At 50.3% G+C, this 22,234-nt stretch carries 15 protein-coding genes; 12 read left to right on the top strand and 3 right to left on the bottom strand.

Features of this window, described 5'->3' with window-relative positions; all coding sequences use genetic code 11:
• Positions 1-379 precede the first annotated feature (379 nt).
• The 4 genes from BLQ82_RS11130 (at position 380) to BLQ82_RS11115 (ending at position 5,766) form a co-directional block, all read left to right on the top strand.
• Complete coding sequence (locus tag BLQ82_RS11130; RefSeq protein WP_062527205.1) at positions 380-1,342, top strand: carbohydrate ABC transporter permease; 963 nt, start codon at positions 380-382, stop codon at positions 1,340-1,342.
• Positions 1,339-2,184, top strand: coding sequence for a carbohydrate ABC transporter permease (locus BLQ82_RS11125; protein WP_039833201.1), 846 nt, complete (start codon positions 1,339-1,341; stop codon positions 2,182-2,184). Before BLQ82_RS11130 ends, BLQ82_RS11125 begins: the two co-directional genes overlap by 4 nt.
• 102 nt (positions 2,185-2,286) lie before the next feature.
• Positions 2,287-4,023, top strand: coding sequence for a sensor histidine kinase (locus BLQ82_RS11120; RefSeq protein WP_062527207.1), 1,737 nt, complete (start codon positions 2,287-2,289; stop codon positions 4,021-4,023).
• A 123-nt stretch (positions 4,024-4,146) separates the two neighbouring features.
• A complete protein-coding gene (locus BLQ82_RS11115) occupies positions 4,147-5,766 on the top strand; it encodes a response regulator transcription factor (protein ID WP_074648154.1) in 1,620 nt (539 codons plus the stop codon).
• 86 nt (positions 5,767-5,852) lie between these two features.
• Here BLQ82_RS11115 and BLQ82_RS11110 read toward each other — a convergent pair whose 3' ends face one another.
• Positions 5,853-6,719, bottom strand: coding sequence for an AraC family transcriptional regulator (locus BLQ82_RS11110; protein ID WP_062527211.1), 867 nt, complete (start codon positions 6,717-6,719; stop codon positions 5,853-5,855).
• Between the two features lie 235 nt (positions 6,720-6,954).
• Between BLQ82_RS11110 and xynC the strand changes: the two genes are divergently transcribed.
• From xynC to BLQ82_RS11075, 7 genes are all read left to right on the top strand, one after another.
• Entirely contained in the window at positions 6,955-8,631 is a 1,677-nt protein-coding gene (gene xynC / locus BLQ82_RS11105) for a glucuronoarabinoxylan endo-1,4-beta-xylanase XynC (protein ID WP_062527213.1), read from the top strand.
• A gap of 89 nt (positions 8,632-8,720) precedes the next feature.
• On the top strand, positions 8,721-10,277 hold the full coding sequence (locus tag BLQ82_RS11100) for a response regulator transcription factor (RefSeq protein WP_062527216.1): 1,557 nt from the start codon (positions 8,721-8,723) through the stop codon (positions 10,275-10,277).
• Between the two features lie 9 nt (positions 10,278-10,286).
• Positions 10,287-12,008 (top strand): sensor histidine kinase, encoded by a 1,722-nt coding sequence (locus BLQ82_RS11095; RefSeq protein ID WP_062527217.1) that lies wholly within the window; start codon positions 10,287-10,289, stop codon positions 12,006-12,008.
• A gap of 137 nt (positions 12,009-12,145) precedes the next feature.
• Positions 12,146-13,843: an ABC transporter substrate-binding protein gene (locus tag BLQ82_RS11090; protein ID WP_062527219.1), complete on the top strand. Its 1,698-nt coding sequence runs from the start codon at positions 12,146-12,148 to the stop codon at positions 13,841-13,843.
• Positions 13,844-13,999: 156 nt separating this feature from the next.
• A complete protein-coding gene (locus BLQ82_RS11085) occupies positions 14,000-14,917 on the top strand; it encodes an ABC transporter permease (protein ID WP_062527799.1) in 918 nt (305 codons plus the stop codon).
• A 15-nt stretch (positions 14,918-14,932) separates the two neighbouring features.
• Entirely contained in the window at positions 14,933-15,850 is a 918-nt protein-coding gene (locus BLQ82_RS11080; RefSeq protein ID WP_062527222.1) for a carbohydrate ABC transporter permease, read from the top strand.
• A 171-nt stretch (positions 15,851-16,021) separates the two neighbouring features.
• Positions 16,022-17,536 (top strand): carboxylesterase/lipase family protein, encoded by a 1,515-nt coding sequence (locus BLQ82_RS11075; RefSeq protein WP_062527224.1) that lies wholly within the window; start codon positions 16,022-16,024, stop codon positions 17,534-17,536.
• 22 nt (positions 17,537-17,558) lie between these two features.
• Here BLQ82_RS11075 and BLQ82_RS11070 read toward each other — a convergent pair whose 3' ends face one another.
• Entirely contained in the window at positions 17,559-18,323 is a 765-nt protein-coding gene (locus BLQ82_RS11070) for a helix-turn-helix transcriptional regulator (protein ID WP_062527226.1), read from the bottom strand.
• 96 nt (positions 18,324-18,419) lie between these two features.
• On the opposite strand from BLQ82_RS11070, the gene BLQ82_RS11065 reads away from it, so the two are divergent.
• Positions 18,420-19,343: an alpha/beta hydrolase gene (locus BLQ82_RS11065; RefSeq protein ID WP_062527228.1), complete on the top strand. Its 924-nt coding sequence runs from the start codon at positions 18,420-18,422 to the stop codon at positions 19,341-19,343.
• Positions 19,344-19,820: 477 nt separating this feature from the next.
• On the opposite strand, the gene BLQ82_RS11060 is transcribed toward BLQ82_RS11065, so the two are convergent.
• The gene (locus BLQ82_RS11060) at positions 19,821-22,223 is read right to left on the bottom strand and encodes an MMPL family transporter (protein WP_074648152.1); all 2,403 of its coding nucleotides are present in this window, start codon (positions 22,221-22,223) and stop codon (positions 19,821-19,823) included.
• Positions 22,224-22,234 lie beyond the last annotated feature (11 nt).

The following is a 22,234-nucleotide window of genomic DNA, read 5'->3' as shown; positions in this document are numbered from 1 at the left end:
CTTAAAAGGGCTATATTCCTCGTCCAATGGCGAAATGAGCTGAATTAGTGTCCCTTTTTCCACTTGGAGCTGCCGTAGGGTTCAGGGGGAGTCGTTCTCCATGTAACGCTAGGCTGAAATCCAAAACGGCTGCGTTGTCCAGTGAAGGACGGCGCAGCCGTTTTGTTCAAATATAAGAATTTATATGCTTCACGCTATAAATTATCCTTCTATTTCCCGCTGAAACGGATACCGTCCTTTTATGGACGGCGAAGCCGGTTCCACTTGGAGTTTTTTTATCGTTATATTTTGAAAGAATTCGAGCATTCCCCTCCTTTAGCGGGCGGTGGGCGGATACTATACTTAAAGTATAAAAATTGACCACAAGAGGTGACCACAGATGAACCGTTCCACAGCCGCTATAGCCCCATCTGCTGCCAAGACGAAAAAAAGCTCCTACTTCCGCAGCAGATGGAACGCTCCGCTTGCTGGCTATTTGTTTATTTCGCCTTGGCTGATCGGATTTCTGGCGCTTACGGCGTATCCGTTATTCTTATCCTTGTACTATTCGTTCACCGACTACACTTTGCTGCAGCCGATGAAGTGGATCGGGACCCGCAATTATGAGCGTATCTTTACAGCGGACCCCAAATTCATCCAATCCGCTAAGGTAACCTTCACGTATGTGCTCGCCTCCGTACCCTTGAAGCTTATAGCCGCTCTCTTCGTCGCTATAATTCTCAGCAAGGCGGTAAAAGGAATAAGCTTCTACCGCACGGCGATTTATTTTCCGTCGCTAATCGGCGGGAGTATCGGGGTATCGCTGCTCTGGCGCAACATTTTTGGGGTAGACGGGATTTTTAACAAGCTGATCGGCGTCTTTGGCTTTGAAGGGAAGGGCTGGATTACAAGTCCCGATACGGCGCTCAGCACGCTGATTCTGCTGACAGTCTGGCAATTCGGTTCCACCATGGTTATTTTTCTGGCGGGTCTGAAGCAGATTCCAAACGACCTGTACGAGGCATCATCGGTAGATGGGGCCAACAAAATCACACAATTCTTCCGAATCACACTGCCGATGCTTTCACCCATTCTCTACTTTAACCTGATTATGGCCGTTATCGGCGCCTTCCAGATGTTCACTTCAGCCTTTGTGATCACGAACGGCGGGCCGATGAACTCCACTTATGTGTACGCAATGTACTTGTATGAAAGGGCATTCAGCCGTTATGAGCTGGGTTATGCTTCGGCACTGGCCTGGATTATGCTGGTCGCCATTATTGCTGCAACGGTTCTGATCTCTTACACCTCGAAGTATTGGGTATTCTATGAAACAGACACTGGAGGGAAAAAACGTAAATGACCACTCTAAAATGGAAGCCGGCGTTCCGTCATCTGTTCATGATTCTCTTCAGCCTCATTATGGTTTATCCGGTGCTCTGGTGGGTCGGTGCTTCACTGAAGCACAGCACGGAGCTGGGCTCGCCGTCGATTTTCCCGACTGCCCCGCAATGGAGCAACTTCACCAAAGGCTGGACATCGGTTCCCGGACACACGTTTACCGATTTCTATCTCAATACCTTCGGGCTGGAGTTCGCGGTAATCATCGCAACGCTGCTATCCTGCACTCTGGTAGCCTTTGGTTTTGCGAGATTGGATTTTCCGCTCAAGAACTTCTGGTTCTCCATTCTGATGCTGACCTTAATGATGCCTGGACAAGTGCTGATCATCCCCCAATACGCGCTGTTCCATCAACTGGGCTGGGTGAATACGTACCTGCCATTCATTGTTCCGCATTTGCTTGCTACCGGGGCAGGCGGCAGCTTCTTCGTCTTCCTGCTGATTCAATTTATACGCGGCGTTCCAAGAGAGCTTGACGAATCGGCCAAAATCGACGGCTGCTCCTGGTTTGGTATCTTCTGGAGAGTCGTTATGCCGCTTGCTTTTCCGGCAATCGTTACCGTGACGATCTTCTGCTTCCTGTGGAATTGGGACGATTTCCTCGGTCATCTCCTGTACATCAACAGCGTGGACAAGTATACGGTCGGACTCGCGCTGCGTATGATCAATGACTCGCAATCTGCGGCGGAGTGGGGCCAATTACTTGCCATGTCGCTGGTATCTATTCTTCCGGCAACCATCGTCTTCATGTTCCTTCAGAAGTATTTCGTTGAAGGGATTGCCACAACAGGAATTAAAGGATAAGATGTAAAAAAACATCGGTCCGTTAACGGTAAAGCGTCGAATGCCCTTCGCAGCTTTACCGTTTATTGCGTCTGAACGGGAGTACGAAGGAAGGTAGAGCGTTTGATCAATCCTTTTAAAAAGTATAGAATCGACCGCCTGTTTTTTCATAGCTTTGCCATCGTCCTTATTGCCCTTATCGTTGTTACAGCATGGACAAGCTACAGCAATTCATCCAAGGCGCTTGTACAGACCACCTCCCATTATCAGCAGCAGCTGCTGGATGAGCTGAATAATGAAATTACGACCCGGCTGGTCATGATTGAGCAGATTTCACTGTCCAGCTCCCGCGACAGCGAGCTGACTAATTTTCTCCTGAACAGGCAGGATGAATTTGAGCGGTACCGCAGCCGCGGAGGTGTAGAAAGCGCACTCGCGAATTTGACCTATGCGATTCCGCTGATTCAAGGAATTGATCTGTATATGGATAACCCTATCCCGAGCGAACGGCAAAGCTATATCCAGTTCCGGAACCTTGCGGATCTGAACAAGCAGGTAGGGGCCGGATGTCTGGAGAAGAGCGATTTTTGCTGGTCCAGAGAGTATAATTTCCCCAGCGCGCAAGGTGAGGTTCCGGTGCTCAGCTTTTCCAGAAAGATAATAAGTGAGAATGACTATTTAGGTGTCCTTGTCGTCCACATCAAGGCCAACGAAATCCGTAAGCTGCTAACCGGCAATTCCGACGGATCGAACCGGATTATGGCGGACAGCGAAGGACAGCAGATTATGAAAATCGGCGATGCCATGGACCAGAATGACTGGTCCCGGTGGATTGATCTCAAAAGCAATAAATCGGGCTACGTCCATATCCCGGCAACCGATGGCTCCCGCGATACGCTGCTCGTCTATTCAAGGATGGATAATTCCATCTGGACCCTGATCGAATTCACCTCCTGGAAGCAGATCACGGCAAGCAGCCTGAAGCTGGCGGAGTGGATCGGCCTGATCGGTATCGCCGCAGTGCTGCTGGTATTGCTCCTGACCCATTTTTTAAGCAAACAGTTTACCAAGCCGATCAAAAATCTTGTAACTGCGATGCGCATGTACTCCGTTGGAGGCGATAATGTGGAGCTTCCGGTGGATTATGAGAATGAATTCGGTTATTTATTCTCCGGCTACCGCAAGCAGAACGAACGGATTGAGGAGCTGTATCTCTCGCTCGAACGCCGTTATGAACAGCAGCGGAAAGCCGAAATTGAGGCGCTTCAGGCCAATATCAATCCGCATTTTCTATATAATATGCTGGATCAGCTCAACTGGATGGCGATTGAGGCCGGACAGGATGAGCTTAGCCGTATTCTGGAGCTGATGGGACGTATGTTCCGGATCGGCTTGTCCAACGGCAACAGCTTTATCACGATAGCAGATGAACTGCTGCACATAGAGTGTTATCTGGAAATCCAGCAGCTGCGCTGGGGAGAAGGGCTTGAATACAGGATTGAAGCAGCGTCAGGGCTACAGGAGTTATACATTCCGAAGCTTACACTACAGCCGTTCGTGGAGAATTCCATCGTTCATGGGTTCAACAAGCAGCGCAGCGGCTATGTGTCTATCGTTATGGAGAGACTTGACGATGCTCTGCACATTGTTATTGAGGATAACGGAGCCGGATTGAAGCAGTCCGGTCACAGCCCCCATAAACGCCATACAGGCGGCTATGGAATACGCAATGTGCGGGAGAGAGTCGCCGGGTATTTCGGGGAGAATTATAGGATTACGCTTAGAGAACGTGAAGAGGGTGGAACACGGGTGGAAATTATGCTGCCGCTGCTGACAGAACCTCCTGCCGGGAAGGACTGATCCTTATATATTCAGATGCAGTGCTGCAGATAAGTTACGAAACGGTGTGCGGTAAGCGCTTTCTTACGATAGAGCAGATATTGCCGTGCTTCGGTACTTACGGAGTTTGAGGAGGTAGGGCTAATGTGGAAAATCGCCATCATTGATGATGAGCGCCAAGTCCTGAAGGGGATGAAACGGGCGATTCCCTGGGATGAGCTGGAAGCTGAATGGGTTGGAGAAGCTATGAATGGAGAGGACGGGCTGGAGGTAATCCGCCGGACACAACCGGATATTGTCATCACCGATCTGTATATGCCCGTGATGAGCGGCCTGGATATGATGGAGCAGCTTAGGAAGGAAGGCTTCCAGGGCAAAATCATTATTCTGAGCGGTTATTCGGATTTTGAACATGCGAGGGCGGCACTAAGGTTTCATGTGACTGACTATGTCTCCAAGCCAATCAGTCTGCCGACGCTAAAATCGATTCTGAGCAATGTCATACAGGAGCTTGAGGAAGAAGAGGAGAAGCGGATCAGGCAGTGGGAGCTTGAAGTTAAAATGACGCTGTATGAGCCTTTTGTTGAAAAAGAATGGGTTCGCTCCGCAGCTGTCGGTACCCTGGACCATGCATACAAAGACAGCACACATCTTCCGCCGCCGTACCATTACTGGCAGGAACGAAAGCATGTCACAGTTGGCATCGAGCTGATCCGTGATGAACGGGCCAGATGTCTATCCGTCTCCGATTGGAACCTGTTCCGGTTTGCGGTCAGCAATATTGCTTGTGAAGTGGCGCGCAAGCTGTTCTCGGATATGGAATACACAGAGCTGCACAGTACCCGGGCGTTATTGATTATTCATCCGGGTCCAGGGCAGCCCGAACCGTTAGAGGGTAAGCTGGAGGAGCTGGGGATCAGGCTGAATGACAGTATCGGCGGTTATCTTAAGCTGGTGACACGGATAGGGATCGGGGGAGTGAAGGATACATGGACGAAGCTCTCCGACTCGACGGAGGAAGCTTTCCGCGCAATGGATCAACGGGAATTGCGGGTCGCTTCCGCGCATGAAGTGTACATGTACCGGGAGAACAGCAGCAGCGGACCGGGAAATGTCGCCCTTTTTCCGGTCAAGTTCTCGTATAAGCTGGCGACAGCGATGAAGGCCTCTCAGGAAGCCGAAGCCCATCAGCTTGTACTGGACTATATAACGGAAATGAACAAGCAGGAGGGGCTGTCACAAGGATACGTACAAATGCTTGGAAGCGAGCTGTGGGGAATTATAACCTACTCGTTGTATGAATCCGGATTGGTTCTGGATGACCTGTTCACCAATGACCAGATTGCCAAGGAGATCAGCAGCCTGCTCGTACCGGACCAGCTGGCAGGATGGCTGATGGACAAAATCACCAGGATCTGCAGCAGCAGGCAATGGAAAGGCAGCAGCAAGCATAGACAGGTTGTTGATTTCATGACCAGTTACATTCATGAGCATTATGCGGAGGAGCTGACACTCGCCGAGCTTTCGGATAAGGTGTACATTTCGCGGAACCATTTGTCCATTATTTTCAAGAATATTACCGGTGAAACCTTCAATAACTACCTGACCCGGGTTCGGATCGAGAAAGCGCGCGAGCTGCTCATGGAGCGGAATATGCTGGTCTATGAAGTGGCCGAACGGGTCGGTTATAAGAACATTCCCTACTTCAGCACATTGTTCAAAAAAATAACCGGCATGAACCCTACAGAGCTTATAAAGAACTAGACAACGCGGATTCACGGAGCCGGTTAAGCCGGGCCAATTGATATGCGGGCACACTTTCCGTTCCAAGCCTATATAACATAAGCCTTCTACACCGGGAGGCTTACGTTTTTTTTGGCGAATTTTCCCGGGGGCATGCCGGCTATTTTTTTGAAGCTCCTTATAAAATTGGCATAGTCGCTGAACCCGGAAAGCTCACAGGCTTCGGCAACGGTCTTACCGGCGGACAGGTGGTTCATGGCCAGTGAAATGCGCTTGTCGACAATATAGGAGCGTATCGTCAATCCGGTATGCTCCCTGAATTGCTGGCTTATATATTTGCCGCTGTAATGAAACTCCTGCTCCAGCTGCTCAGAAGATATAGATTCGGCCAGGTGCTCCTTGATATAGGTCATGGTATTGCTGACCAGCTCCGGCATGAGATTGTGCGACTGGTATGTAGAAGACTGATACAGGGTGTTGACGAACACAAGCAGTTGGGTTGCATAGGATTCCGCCAGCAGATCCTGTCCGTATTCCTCCGAGCTGAGGCAGGAGATCAATTTCTCTGCGAGTCCGCAATACAACGCAATCTGGTCCGGGGAGAGCCGGGTTAGATTGTTCTGTCCGAAGGGATGGGCTTCGAAACAGGATAATAGATTAGAGCGGTGGCTTGAAAGCCTCTCCAAGGCTGACTTCTTGATATTCAGCCCTATCCGTTCATACATTTCATTGTCGATACAGATACACCGGTGCATTTCACTGGGGCTGATGATGATTAAATCGCCAGGGGCCAATTTGTAGCAGGACTGCTCAAGATACATGTAAGCATTGCCTCTCAGGAACAGATAAATTTCGTAAGCATCGTGGCGGTGATAAGGCAAGGCCGGGTTGATAAGCTCCGTATCGGTTGTTTTATGAAAGCAAATCAATTCTTTTTTTATAGGTGTGAAAATATAGTTTATCTCCTGATTCATAGTATCAAATCCTTTTTATAGTATATTTGGGATTATTAGTATCCGCGCAATATATTGTCGTTTATTTGCAAGGATTATACAGCAGATACTTAATATAATACAGGAAAAGGAAGCGCTTGCAAGTGCTGCAAGAAGGATAGACAAGCCTATTTGAGGTACAGCTGCCGCTTCGGTCAGACAGGAGGTGACAAGAGCAGGGTTTTGGCGGAAAGTACTTTATGAGGAGATGAGAAGAATGATTTCAGGGGTAAAAAAATCACTGTGTACATTATTGGCATGTATAACTGTGCTGTCGGTAATGCTGGTACCCGCACCTCCTAAAGCTTCAGCAGCAAGCGATGTGACCGTTAATTTGTCAGCAGAGAAACAAGTGATCCGCGGGTTTGGGGGCATCAACCTCCCGGCTTGGATTGGAGATTTGACCGCAGCGCAAAGAGAAACTGCTTTTGGCAATGGACCGAATCAGTTAGGGTTTTCTGTCCTGCGAATCTACGTGGACGAGAATAAAAATAACTGGTACAGGGAAGTAGAAACTGCCAAATCTGCAATCGCACACGGAGCAATTGTCTTTGCTTCGCCCTGGAATCCCCCAAGCGATATGACAGAGACCTTTAACCACGACGGCGATACATCGGCCAAACGCCTCAAATACGATAAGTACGCTGCATATGCCCAGCATCTGAACGATTTCGTTACCTACATGAAGAATAATGGTGTGGATCTCTATGCGATTTCTGTTCAAAATGAACCGGATTATGCACATACCTGGACCTGGTGGACTCCTGCAGAAATGCTTAATTTTATGAAAAATAATGCGGGATCTATCAACTGCAGGGTTATAGCACCTGAGTCGTTCTCTTACTTGAAGAATATGTCGGACCCGATCCTGAATGATTCACAGGCGCTTGCCAATATGGATATTCTGGGTGCGCACACTTATGGCACTTCGTTTAACAACTTTCCGTATCCGCTTTTTAAGCAAAAAGGAGCAGGGAAAGAGCTCTGGATGACAGAAGTGTACTATCCCAACAGTGATAATAACTCTGCAAACCGCTGGCCTGAGGCTCTGGATGTTGCTTATCATATGCACAATGCGATGGTAGAGGCGGATTTCCAGGCCTATGTGTGGTGGTACATCCGCAGACAATACGGTCCGATGATTGAGGATGGTACAATCAGCAAGCGCGGGGACAGCATGGCGCAGTTCTCCAAATTCATCCGTCCTGGATATGTAAGAGTTGACGCTACTAAGAATCCCAACACCAACGTCTACACCTCGGCCTACAAAGGCGACAACAAGGCTGTCATTGTTGCCATTAACAAAGGCACTTCAGCCGTAAGCCAAAAGTTTGTCCTGCAGAATGGTACGGCATCGGGCGTATCCACATGGATCACGGACGCCAGCAGAAAAGTTGCCTCCGGAGCGTCCATTCCTGTGTCGAACGGTTCCTTTACAGCCCAGCTTCCTGCCCAAAGTGTGACAACCTTTGTAGCTTCACTCGGAAGCGGCAGTGGTACAGGCACTGGCACCACTTATGAAGCCGAAACAGGCACAGCATTAACCAATGCCGCAGCAGAAACCGCCAATTCGGGCTACAGCGGCAGCGGATACGTCAACTTTAACGGCTCAACCGATGCCGCCATTCAGTGGAACAGCGTCTACTGTGCGGTTGCAGGGAGCAAAAATGTGAAATTCCGCTATGCGCTGGACACAGGCACAAGAAACCTGGATGTGTATGTGAACGGAACCAGGGTCATCAGCAATACGGCCTTTGCCGCCACCGGCGGCTGGTCCACCTGGGGGGAGACAACGGTTCAGGTCCCCATGGATGCCGGAATCAATACGGTTAAAGTGGTGACTACCGGAACGGAAGGACCGAATATGGACAGTATCACTGTGTCGGCCCAGTAGGGTTATGTAGTGTGCAATAGGAATATTCAAGTTCCGCCGGCGGAGAAGTACCGGCGGAATATTTTTTTGTCATAAGGGGGACTTAAGCCGTGTTCAAAGTATTGCTGGTAGACGATGAGGTATTTGTCCGCAAAGGGCTGCTGGAATTAATTCCGTGGGAATCGCTCAAACTCAGCATTGCGGGAGAGGCGGACAATGGTGCGGAAGCGCTGGACATGATTACGCAGCTTGAGCCTGACCTGGTGATTACAGATATCCGGATGCCTATTCTGGACGGTCTGGATCTGATCCGGAGCGTGAAGGAACATGCAGGATTGGATTTGACATTCATCATTATCAGCGGCTTCAACGACTTCAAGTACGCTCAGCAGGCATTGCGCTATGGGGTTCACGACTATATTCTGAAGCCCATAGATGAAGAGGAAATGACCGCAACGCTGCGGAAGCTGTCCTATACCATGGGCAGGAAGAGGATTGCCACGCTGACGAATGAGGATCTCACAACCAGTGCCATCATGGAAGCGCTGGTACAGGAGAATCTTCAGGCGGAGGATGCTGAACCTTATGCAGCAGCACTGGGACTGGAAGGAGAGCGCGGCTTCCTGTACGCCATGACCGAGATTCATGCGGGCCAGCGGGACAAGCCAACCACTATGAAGCAATTCCAGGAAGCGCTTCATTTCCATGAAGAGGGAGGTGCCGGCATTCCTGTGCTTGAGCAGCAGCCGGGGACCTTCGGAATACTGCTCTGTACGGACCGGATCACAGGCGGACGCGGTGGTCTTTCGCTTCATTTGGAGCGGCTTCGTGCTGCCCTTTCGGAGCGGCTGAATACGGGGCTGAGCCTCTATGCGGGTGATCCCGTTGACACACTGGACCAGGTTCACCACTCTTATTCGGAGGCTAATGAAGCAGCCAGGCACAAATATGCCGAGAACACCGGAGTCATTATGTATTCGGGTGTCAAAGATAAACCTCTGTATGTATTCGATATGAGTCCGGTTCTCGCAAGCAAGCTGATCATGCAGCTGGAAGAGGGAAACAAGAATGACTACCGGCAAACCGTGAACAGCATGTTCCGGTTGTTCCATGAGCAGCGTTTCACCCCGCAAGCCGTGACGGGTTCCCTCTCCCGGTGCATGACAGGAATCCTTGGCGTAATTAAGGAGATGGACGGCAATGATGAGGAAATCCTGCGGCTTAAGGAGCTGGCTGAACGGGGACACGGGCATTGGAGTCTGCAGATGCTGCAGGAGCATTTCATGCAAGCTATACAAGAAGCGGCGGAATATATTACGCGGCTCCGCAAGGAGCATTGCCTGGGCGGGATCAAGCCCATCAAACGCTACATCGATGCCCACTACCGCGAGAATATCAGCCTTAAGAGCCTAGCAGGCGAGTTCTATATGAATGCAGTATATCTGGGGCGGCTGTTCCGCAAGACTTACGGCGTCTATTTCAACGATTATCTCCTGGAGCTTAGGATACAGGAAGCCAAAAAGCTGCTTAGGCAAAGCGATCTAAGAATGTATGAGATTGCAGGAAGAGTCGGTTTTCAGAATGCCGATTATTTCGTGACCCAGTTCGAAAAGCTGGAACAGATCTCGCCGTCGGAATACCGGAACATGCTGATTGCAAAGGAATAGCGGGGGCCTATGAAGAAATTCCTGAATTATTTGAAGCTGCGCGACAAGCTGCTGCTGATGTACGTACTGTCGGTATTTATTCCCATTGTGCTGACCAATGTGGTGTTTTATAACGTGACCACCTCCAATCTGCGAAATCAAAAAATCCGCGATGCGGACATGGCGCTGCACAATCTGAAAAACGAACTGCGGGTGACTATCGATCAAGGGGTAGGCCTATCTTACTCCCTGTATGCCGACTCTATTTTCAACAAAACAATTACCCGCAAATTTACCAGCGAGAAGGACTATGTGGAAACCTTCAATTCCTACCTGAGGGGGGCTCTTGCCGATCAGAATGTGCAGGGGGTCCGCTGGTATCAGGTGTATACGGATAATCCCACCGTACTGGCCTCCGGCTATATTGACCAGTTAACCGACAAGATCCGCCAAACCGGCTGGTATATACAGTCCAAAGCCTCTTTCTCCCGTTATCCGACCTTTATCTTTTCCGGGCAGAAGTTCAGTCTGATTCAAAAATTAAACAATTACGGCACCAGCGGCATCGAGCAGCTTGTCAAAATAGACTTGAACATGGAGCGGATTCACCAGATTTTTTATGGGAGCGCATTTAATGGCATGGTGTATTTGGTGGACCCCCAGGGGAGAGTACAGTACGGGAACGATATGACGAACCTGCCGGAGGGTGTCCCTTTTAAGGAGATTAGCTTTCCCAAGAACTCTCTTACCTTCAAGAACGTGTACAGCGGAATTAATTATCTGGAGGGATGGACACTGGAGGGCGTAATGGATGAGGAAAACGTGCTGAAAGAAGTGCGGAAGTCGCGTTCCTTCGTCATTTGGCTGGCCTGCATTAACTTTGTGCTGCCCTCCATCATCATTGCGGCCATGTCAAGGTCAATCCATGTGCGGCTGGTGCGGATTCTCAAGCATATGAAAAAGGTGAAGGCGCAAAATTTCCAGACGATTCCCCACGAAGAGGCCAGAGACGAAATCGGCCAGCTGACCGTTGAATTCAACCGGATGACCGAGACGATCAGCAGTCTGATTAATGAGGTCTATGTGGCGGATATCCAGAAAAAAAATCTGGAGCTGAAGCAGCAGCAGGCGCAGCTTCATGCTCTGCACAGCCAGATCAATCCCCATTTCCTGTTCAATTCGCTGGAATCGGTCCGCATGCGAAGCATCATCAAGGGGGAAAAAGAAACTGCGAAGATCATTCAGCATATGGCGAAAATGTTCCGCAAATCGATCTCCTGGAGCGATAACTATGTTACTGTCCGCGAGGAATTAGAGCTGATTGAAAGCTTTCTTACGATTCAGCAATACCGTTTCGGTGACAAGCTGGAATACAGTATCGTAGCTGACCCGGCAGCGCTTGGCCACCGGATTCCAAAGATGGTGCTGCTGCCGTTCGTGGAGAATGCCAGTATCCATGGTATCGAATCGAGCCCGGATAAAGGAATTATCGCGATCTCAGTCGCTGTGCAAGCAGATAAGCTTATCTTCAGACTCAAGGATAACGGGATCGGCATGTCCCCGGAGGAACTGGAGGAGCTCAAGGTCTATCTGGAAGAGAATGACGACATCGGCGAGCGGGTCGGCATGAAAAATGCATATTACCGTTTGAAGCTTTGCTTCCAGGACCGCTTTATGTTTGCGATCGATGCCAGGGAAAGGAAAGGAACGATGATTGAGATTTCCCTCCCGCTAATGGAAGCGGCGACTTAAATGCCGGCGGGATGGATATGTTTTTCAAAGTACAAGGTATGGTTTGTTGGGTAATCAAGAAAGCGGTTTCTTGTTATATTGAAAGTGCTTACAAGACTGGAGGTAATTTAAGGAATCTAAAGGGGGATGAAGTCCAAATGTACAAAGGCAAAATTCTAACCGCTGGATTGGCACTTGTCTTGGCTGCAGCTTTAGGAGGCTGCGGTAATGGCAGCAACTCGTCTGACAGTGCGTCGAACAGTCCAGCAGCTAAGGGGAACTCCGCATCCGGAAGCGAGGATACCTCAGCTGTTACGTTCAAGTATTTCAGCTTTGGTGCACCGAAGAAGCAGATTCTGGGCAGTGAAACAACGATCGGAAAAGAATTGCAGACACAAACCGGCGTTGACTGGAACATTGAATATCTGGTGGGCGATGGCGACACGAAGGCAGGAGTAATGATTGCCAGCGGAGATTACCCTGACATTATCGATTCCAGTGGTCAAATGGCCAAGCTCATGGATGCAGGGGCATTCATTCCGCTCGATGATCTGATTGAAAAGTATGGCCCCAACATCAAGCGTGTATATGGCCCATATTTTGATAAATTCAGACAGAAGGACGGGAAAATCTACTTCTTCCCTTATGGAGCCAATATCGGCTACGTTTCAGAACCTAATTTCCAGACGGGGTTCTATATTCAGCGCTCCGTATTGAAAGAGTTCAATTATCCTAAAATCACCACATTGGACGAATATTTCGATCTGATCAAGCAGTATAAGGAAAAGCACCCGCAGGTGGACGGCAAGGACACCATCGGTTTCGCTACCTTTGCCGGTGAGCAGGGCAGCTTCTTTACTCTCCAGAATCCGGCGATGCACTTGGCCGGCTATCCCAACGACGGCAGCACCATGGTGGACATGAAAACCCATGAGGCCAAGCTGGTGGCGGGCTCCGAATATCAGAAGCGGTGGATCGGGAAGCTGAATGAGGCCAATGCTGAAGGGCTGGTCGATCCTGAATCCTTTACCATGAATAGAGACCAGTATTTGGCAAAGCTGACCTCTGGACGTGTACTCGGTTATTTCAGCTACTCCTGGCAGGTTGGGGACGCAACCAACAATCTGAAGAAAGCCGGCAATGATGATAAACGGTATGTAGCGCTGCCGATCGTGTTCGATAAGGGAATTAAGGATCAATATATTGACCCTCCCGGCTTTGTCAACAACTACGGGGTAGGCATTACCGTCAAGGCCAAAGACCCGGTCCGCATTATCAAGTACTTCGATAACCTGCTGAAGGAAGAAAATCAGATTCTGGTTCAGTGGGGCATCAAGGACCAAAGCTATACTGTTGACGAAAAAGGCCGCTTCACGTATGCCAACGATGAACAACGCCAAATCCACGAAGATCCCGAAAAGAGCATGAAATTCGGCTTCGACTATTTCAATTACAGCTGGCCGCGTTACGGAAACAACTCCGTTCTGCAGGACGGAAATGCCTATGGTCCCGGCAACCAGCCGGAGGTGGCATCCTACGGATATACGGACGGTGACAAGCAGCTGCTTGCAGCTTATGGTGTGAAGACCTTCAGTGGGCTTTTCAGCAATCCGGATGAGCGTCCATGGTCTCCCGCCTGGTCCATTGCCCTGGAACAGGGATCGCCTGAGCAGATGTTCATCACCAAAGCGGATGATCTCCAGCGGACGCATCTGCCTACAATGATTCTGGACACACCGGCCAATTTCAGCAAGAATTGGGACGATTACATGAATCAGTTCAACAAGCTGGACAAAAAAACGTATGAGGATTTCATTACCAAGGCTGTGCAAGACCGTGTTGCAGGGAAATGGTAATGCCGGTTCTGTAAGCGTTTGCTAAGTATCCGGGGTCGTAAGCCGAAAGGCGATGCGGCCCTGCGGCTTTCACAACCAAGGAGCGGAAGGGAGTAAGATGAAGTGGAGAAACCTGTGTATTCTGTAAATTCGGACCCGCAAGTGAAGAGTCCTGGAATGAATAAAACCAATTTGTTCTTTAGCCGCCTTATCCAGCAGAGGACGCTGGCTTTTATGTGTCTTCCCTTCGTAATCTGGGCTTTTGTGTTTAAATACCTTCCCATTTGGGGTTGGACCATGGCCTTTCAGAATTATAAACCGGCCAGAAGCTTCTCGGAGCAGGAATGGGCGGGTCTGAAGCATTTTCGGATTCTGTTTGAGGACAGCACCTTTTACCGGGTGCTGCGAAACACGCTGGTGATGAGCACCATTCAACTGATACTGGGATTCGTTACAGCGATTACGCTGGCTCTTTTGCTGAATGAGCTGAAAAATATTATTTTTAAACGTGTGGTTCAGACGGTCAGCTATTTGCCGCACTTTATCTCCTGGGTTGTAGCGTCCAGTATTGTGCTGACCGTGTTATCTCCTGACGGCATCATTAATCTGCTGCTGACGAAGCTGCATCTCCTGGATAAACCGGAGCTGTGGATGGGTAAAGGGAATTATTTTTGGGGCATTCTCGCGGGAACACAGGTTTGGAAAGACGTAGGCTGGAACACCATTATCTACTTGGCGGCTATTACTTCAATTGATCCTTCCCAATATGAGGCGGCTGAAATCGACGGGGCGAGCCGCTTTCAGCGGATGCTCAATATTACGCTTCCCGGACTCAAGCCGGTTATCATTATCCTGCTGATTATGAATTTGGGTAATATTCTTGAATCCGGATTTGAGCCGCAATATTTGCTGGGGAACGGGATGAATTTGGAATACTCGGAGAACCTGGATATTTTTGTGCTGAAGTATGGCTTGGGAATGGGCAGCTTTTCTTTAGGGACAGCGGCAGGCATATTCAAAACCGTAGTCAGCTTCATCTTCCTTTTCTCCGCCAATCATATTGCCAAGAGAATGGGAGAAAGCAGATTATTCTAAAAGGAGGTTTAGGTCATGCAGGCAAGTAAAACGTCACGCTTACGCAACTCCAGTCCGGGGGACCGGGTGTTTGATATATGCAATGTTATCTTTATGGTGTGTCTGATGATTGTCACGATGTATCCCTTTGTTAATATGATTGCCGTTTCCTTCAATGACGCCAACGACGCCGTGAGAGGCGGGATTTATTTGTGGCCGCGGATGTGGACCTTGAACAATTACAAATATATCTTCGGAGAATCGGATATTTACCATGCAACCTTAATTTCACTTCTCCGCACCGTGACCGGAACCGCGGTATCCGTCTTCTGTACGGCAATGCTGGCCTTCACCGTCAGCCGCCAGGAGTTTGTGCTCCGCAAGTTTGTCACACTGTTCTTCGTCATTACCATGTATTTCAGCGGAGGGCTGATCCCCGGATATCTGCTTATCCGTAATTTGGGTTTGACGGACTCCTTCTGGGTCTATATTGTTCCGGGGGTGATCGGTGTGTTCAACATGATCATCATCCGGTCCTTTATTGAAGGCCTTCCCGAAGGGATCCTGGAATCGGCCCGGATTGACGGTGCCGGAGAATTCACTACCTTTATCCGCGTTGTATTGCCGTTGACCATTCCGGCCATGGCGACCGTATCCTTGTTTGTGGCTGTGGGACAATGGAATTCATGGTTTGATGTGTTTTTGTATAATTCCTCGAATATCAATTTAAGCACGCTGCAGTACGAGCTGATGAAAATTTTGCAGACCACCAACACTTCTGCCACTGCCGGGGCGGTGGAGGCCTACCAATCTGCGGAAAATGCTGTTAGGGTTACTCCTACTTCGCTCAGGGCGACGATGACGATTATTGCCAGTGTTCCGATTCTGATGGTCTATCCGTTCCTGCAGAGATATTTTGTTCAGGGGATGACTGTCGGAGGGGTAAAGGGCTGATTCCGATGCTACAAACCGTAATATTAGAATACATCAATTATATTTCTGCTTAGATCATTGTTTTAGACAGGGGTGTAAATTACAATTTTTATTGAAAGCGCTCGCTGAAAGGGAAGTGTACTCCATACAATTAAATGTACTCCAATGAATACATACCAAGGAGACGATAACATGCTGAGAGTTGTAAAAGTTGAAAATGGGACGGTTCAGGGGCTGCCCGCAGCCGACCCCCGGATCACCAGCTTCAAAGGGATACCTTTCGCCGCTCCACCTACGGGCGAAAACCGTTGGCGTGCCCCGCAGCCGGCAGGAGACTGGGAAGGAGTGCTGCAAGCATACCAGTTCGCGCCAATTGCAATGCAGGTAAGACAAGAGCTCCACGACAACAACATCTATACCCGGGAATGGGCTGTGGAACCAGATATCGCCATGGACGAGGATTGCCTTTACCTGAATGTATGGACACCGGCCAATCGTATGGATGAGAAACTTCCGGTATATGTGTGGTATTTTGGCGGAGGTCTGCAGGTGGGCCATCCAGCCGAAATGGAATTCGACGGCGAACGTATTGCCCGCCGGGGCATCGTGGTGGTCACGATCAACTATCGCCTGAATGTTTTCGGATTTTTATGCCATCCTGAAATAACGGCGGAAGCGCCGGAAGCACCGGCTAACTTTGGCAACCTCGATCAACAGGCGGCAACAAGATGGGTTAAACGCAATATCGCGGCATTCGGCGGCGACCCGGATAACATCACCATCGGCGGGCAGTCCGCCGGCGGCGGAAGCGTCATGAGCCAGCTCACTTCGCCTCAGAATGAAGGCCTCTTTCAGAGGGCGATTGTTGAAAGCGGAATCTTTACGAAGCTTTATCCGGGAACGCTCATGCCGGCGCTACGGAATCATTTGGCTGAAGCTGAACAGGATGGGATCGCATTTTTTAATTATCTGGGTGTATCCTCACTTGCCGAAGCCCGGCAGCTGGATGCGGTCTACCTGCGAGACAAGGCTGTGGAGTACCGGGGATTCTGGGGCACCGTGACAGACCAGGTGTTCAGCGTAGGCAATTCTTTTGATTTGTTCCTGCAAAACAAGCGCTGGAAGGTGCCGGTAATGCTCGGTCATACCTCCTCCGAGTTTTTTAGTGTCCCGGATGCTGAAACATTGGACGATTTCAAAAAAATGGCCGCAGACATGTTCGGCGACGATGCCGCTGCATTTCTGGAGCTTTGTGGCGTTCAATCGGGCAATATGGAGGAAGCCAGGAAGAAGGCTTCGGTGAGCGGGATAGAATACGCGATTCGCATTGCTGCGCAGGCCAATGCCGGCACCGGCGGCGAAACCCCGCTGTACTATTATAATTTCGATGCTGAAATACCGGGCTGGGACAACCCCGGCACCTTCCACTCGGTGGATCTCTGGTTTTTCTTTGAGACGCTTGCCAAATGCTGGAGACCGTTTGTCGGTAAGCATTATGATTTGGCCCGCCAGATGTGTAATTATTGGGCCAACTTCATCCGTTCAGGAGACCCGAACGGCCTGGACTCGACTGGAGAGGAACTGCCGCGATGGGAGCCGTACACCCCTGAAGCACCGTATGGGATGCTATTCGCAGACCGCGCCGAGTTTTCCAAACAACAACCGGGTGAAATCATGAAGTTCCTTGTGCAGCAGGTTTTCAAGTAACCGGTGCTGCCCAAATTGAACATTAACCTTTTACATGCTTCTGAAAGTTTCTCGGTGTATGCCCGGTCAGTTGTTTGAATTGCCTGCAGAAGTGTTCAACGTTTTGATATCCGCACCGGGAAGCGACTTCCGCAATGCTTTGGGCGTTGTGAATCAAGTATTCTTTGGCCATACGAATCCGGCTGTTGATGACGTCATCCATGCAGGAAACCCCAAACGTTTTTTTGTAGATGCTCTGAAGATAGCCCGGGCTGATTCCAAGAGAATCCGCCATTTTTGAGACCGTCCAGTAATCGCCCGGTTTGTTTTGAATAGCAGTGCGCAGTTTCAGCAATTTGTAATATTGAGGCGTAATATCAGCTTGGAAGTAGGATTCCCATAGCTTGTTGAACAGCGTCCGGAGCAAATAATCGATGGAAGATTCTTTGCAATCCCGGTTAAAATTATGTTCGATGACAAGCAGTTCAAACAGTTTGTGGCAGTAGTCCGGGTCACTCAGGGGAAAGGGAACGCCGAGCGGAAGGGGAGATTCGGAAATATAAGGTTCATCGGACTCGAAGCGGACCCAATCATTGATATATTGGTCGGTGCAGGCCCGGTAATAGACTTTCTGCAGTGGGCGATAGAGGATTGCGCTGTGAGCAGGGTATTCCTTGAGCCCGCCGTTTACCCAGAATTGTGCTGGGGTCTTGGTGATCACAAGGAGCCAGTGATAGCCCACGGGAACATCGATAACAAAATTGCTGGCGTGCGTGGTGTTGGATTCAACATAGTGAATATGGGCCATCTTTCCCCCTCCTAGCAAGAATGCCTATATTATAACATAGTGAAGAAATTTGATTGAACCCAGTGAATTTCATGCTTTTTTAAGGAGTGTGTTAAAGTGGATCGAACAGCAGCAGCCAATGAATTGCCGGAAGGAACCCAGATTATCTTTGGCGGTTTTTCCGAAGGGGGCACCTACTATTCCTGCTCTTACCGGCCTGATGTGGTCTATGCGGAATATGACGGCGTGGAAAGAAGACTCCAGATTATTGTCCCGCACCGTGCCGGGTACAAATTTCCTTTAGTCGTTTTCGTTCAAGGTTCAGCTTGGAGAAAACAAGACCTTTATGCGGCCATTCCAAATCTAAGCCATATCGCAGCAAAGGGTTATGTGATAGCAAGCGTTGAAATTAGGGACACTGACATCTCAAGATTCCCGGCCGCTGTAGAGGACGTCAAATGCGCGATCCGGTTTATGCGCAAACATGCTGGAGAATACGGGATTGATCCGGACCGGGTTGCGGTATGGGGGGATTCATCCGGCGGACACCTTTCATTGATGACCGGCCTGACCATAGGAGAATATGATAACGGCCTTTATAGTGAACAGACGGACGAAGTCAGTGCAGTAATTGATTATTACGGAGTCTCAGATCTGCTCACCTTAGGTAAATATAATGATATTCTGGACCATGATGCCGCCGATTCACCGGAAGCTTTATTGATTGGAGGTAAAGTACAGGAGCATGTAAATCTGGCAAAGCAGGCAAGCCCACTTCATCAGAATCTGGGAAAAAGGCTTCCGCCCTTTCTCATCATCCATGGAGACAGTGACACCATTGTCCACGTGAACCAGAGTATAGAGATGTATAAGGCACTCAAGGAACACGGACAGAAGGTTATATTTTATAAGGTTGTTGGCGCAGACCATGGAACAGGCATATGGAATCCTCAGGTTCTTGACATTACAGAAAAGTTTTTATCGGCTAACTTAAACCGGCCTGTTACCGATCAGCCGCCGTTTCAGCATTCAATGGAATAGGGTCCTTTTCTGCCTCAGTTTGTAAAAAGAGCAGAGCCGGCAGACATCATCCGCAGGCTCTGCTCTTTATGAATTTCAAAATAACTGAATCAGCTTCCTTGTAAAGGCCCGCTTTGTGGGGTTATTTAAAAATATTACGCCAGAATTTATATGCTTCGCGCTATATATTATCCTTCTTGTGGGTAAGATTAGCCGGATTCGATAGCCTTTTTCCAACTAGCGCTGCGAAGAAGCAAGTGAGCAATGCTAGTTGGAAAAAAGGAACTTATTCCTCCCTGAAATCAACAAATGTGAGGTTTAAGTGGAAAAAGGAAACTTAATGGGGCCATATTCCTTCATCAGGAGAGAAATGAGCTGAATTAGTTACCCTTTTTCCACTTGGAATTGCCGAAGGATTCATACAGGGTTCTCCAGGCAACGCTAAACTGAAATTCAAAACGGCTACCGTATCCAGTCAAGGACGGCGCAGCCGTTTTGTTATTTCTTGTCCCCGCTCTCCGCATGGAGTTTGGCGATCAGCTTATCGCCCTCGACATCAAGGTTTGGCAGCAGACGGTCCAGCCATTTCGGCAGCCACCAGGCTTTGTCGCCGAAGACTGCCATTACAGCCGGAACAAGGGTCATACGGATGATGAAGGCATCGATCAGGATGCCGAAGGCCAGCGCGAAGCCGATCTGTTTGATCATTGCGTCAGGGGCAAAAATAAACCCGGCAAAGACGGAAACCATGATTATGCCTGCGGCAAGCACAACGCGGCTGGCAAGATCGTAGCCGTGGATGACACTTTCGCTGCCATGGCGTCCGTGGACGTAAGCCTCGCGCATGGAGCTGACCAGGAAAACCTGATAATCCATTGCCAACCCGTACAGAATGCCAGTGACCAGAATCGGCATAAAGCTGAGCAGCGGTCCTCCGGTGTCAAAACCAAACAGAGAGTGCAGCCATCCCCACTGATAGACAGCCGTGGTCAGGCCGAAGGTGGCGAGGACGCTGAGAATAAAGCCGACCGTGGCCTTAACCGGAACGATGACCGACCGGAAAACGAGCAGCAGAATGATCAGCGACAGGATAACGATGATGCCGATATACACTGGAAATGCGTCGGAAAGCTTGGAGGACATATCGATGTTGATGGCGGTGAAGCCGGTCACCCCAAGCGTTACTTCATTTCCGGATGCCAGGCTGGAGGCGGGATCGCGCAGATCCTGCACCAAATTTCTTGTCTCCGTATCCGTCGGGCCGGTTTTGGGGATCAGGCTGATGATGGCGATATCCCCGGTTGCGTTGACGCCCATTGGGGACACCAGTGTGACGTTATCATGCATTTGCAGCTCCTGAACCAGCTTGCCCAGCGTCTCCATGGAAATTTTACCGGATGGGTTTTTCGGTTCGGCTACAAGCAGCAGCGGTCCGTTGAAGCCCTCACCGAAGCCCTTGGAGATGATGTCATAGCTTTGGCGTGCCGGGGTGTCCAGATTTGCCGAAGCGCCGGACGGAATGCCCAGCTCCATCTTCGTTACCGGAATTGCTGCCGTTCCAAGAACCAGGACCACCAGAACAATGATGACCCAGCGGTATTTCACCGTAGCGTTCGCCCAGCGGTGTGAGAATCCGTGGTGAGCATGGTTTCCTGAAGCTGCTTTTTTCGTGCGCGCCTTGGCGGTGCAGATCCGTTCGCCGACCAGGCCCAGCAGCGCAGGCAGCAGGGTCAGCGCCAGCAGGACGTTGATCAGAACGCTGACAGCGGCAACCAGAGCCATCGTCGACAAGAATCCAATGCCGATGACCAGCATGCCGCACAGGGCGATAATGACGGTCAGTCCGGCAAAAAATACAGCACTGCCGGCGGTGCCGACCGCCCGGCTTGCGGCTTCGCGTGCGCTTAATTTCTCATCGAGAATCAACCGGCGCTGCCGGTTCACGATGAACAGCGAATAGTCGATGCCGACAGCCAGACCGATCATAACAGCAAGAATCGGCGTAATGTCATTCATCTGGATGAGATTAGAGAGGGCAAAAGCACCCCCAACGCTGATCGCGACACCAAGGAGCGCAGTGATCAGCGGCAATCCGGCGGCAACGACCGAGCCAAGCGTAATAAACAGCACAACGGCGGCGACGACAACGCCGACCACTTCCGTCGATCCGATGGACGGCGTGCTTTTCAGTGAATCGCTCGGAATGGCGGTGATGCCGGAGCCTGCCTGCTCGACTTCGGTCACGGCTTTGATGACGTTATCCGGTACGGAGGACGGCAGCGACGTCTGCTGAACGGTGAACTGGAACTGGAACAGGGCGATGCTGCCGTCAGCGGACAGCATGACGCCGGGAACCGGAACGCCGTTCGCCATCAGCGGGCCATAAGGAGCTGCTTGCCCGGAGGCAGCAGCAGGGTCCGCAGCCGCAGCTTGCCCGGCGGCAGCAGAGGGGTCCGCAGCCGCAGCTTGCCCGGAGGCAGCAGCAGGGTCCGCAGTCGCAGCTTGCCCGGCGGCAGAAGGGTCTGCAGCTCCAGCTTGAGCAGCTGCTGCTGCCGCCGCTTCGGCGGCCAGTTCGGCGGGATTGATGATATAGTCCATGCTGTAGACATCATTGATAGCCTTCTGGATTAGTGCTACCCGCTCGGGTGTGTCCAGACGTTCGCCATCCGGTGCGGTGAAGGCGACGCTCGCCTGTCCGCCGGCAGCGGCGGGAAGCTCGGCAGCCAGCTTATCCAGCACTTTTTGCGATTCGGTGCCTTCAATTTTCATTTCGGAGCTGGAATTTATGCCATTGGCGCCAAGCAGGGCGCCTACAACACCAAGAATGACGATCCAGGCCGCGAGGAAATACCATGGCTTGGAATAAGCCGATTTACCTAACCGGTACAGAAAAGTTGACATGTAATGGGTTC

The sequence above is a fragment of the Paenibacillus jilunlii genome, assembly GCF_900102965.1.
Classification (GTDB): domain Bacteria; phylum Bacillota; class Bacilli; order Paenibacillales; family Paenibacillaceae; genus Paenibacillus_AQ; species Paenibacillus_AQ jilunlii.
Note: the sequence above shows the minus strand (reverse complement) of the source record. Positions and strands in the feature narration are given on the sequence as shown.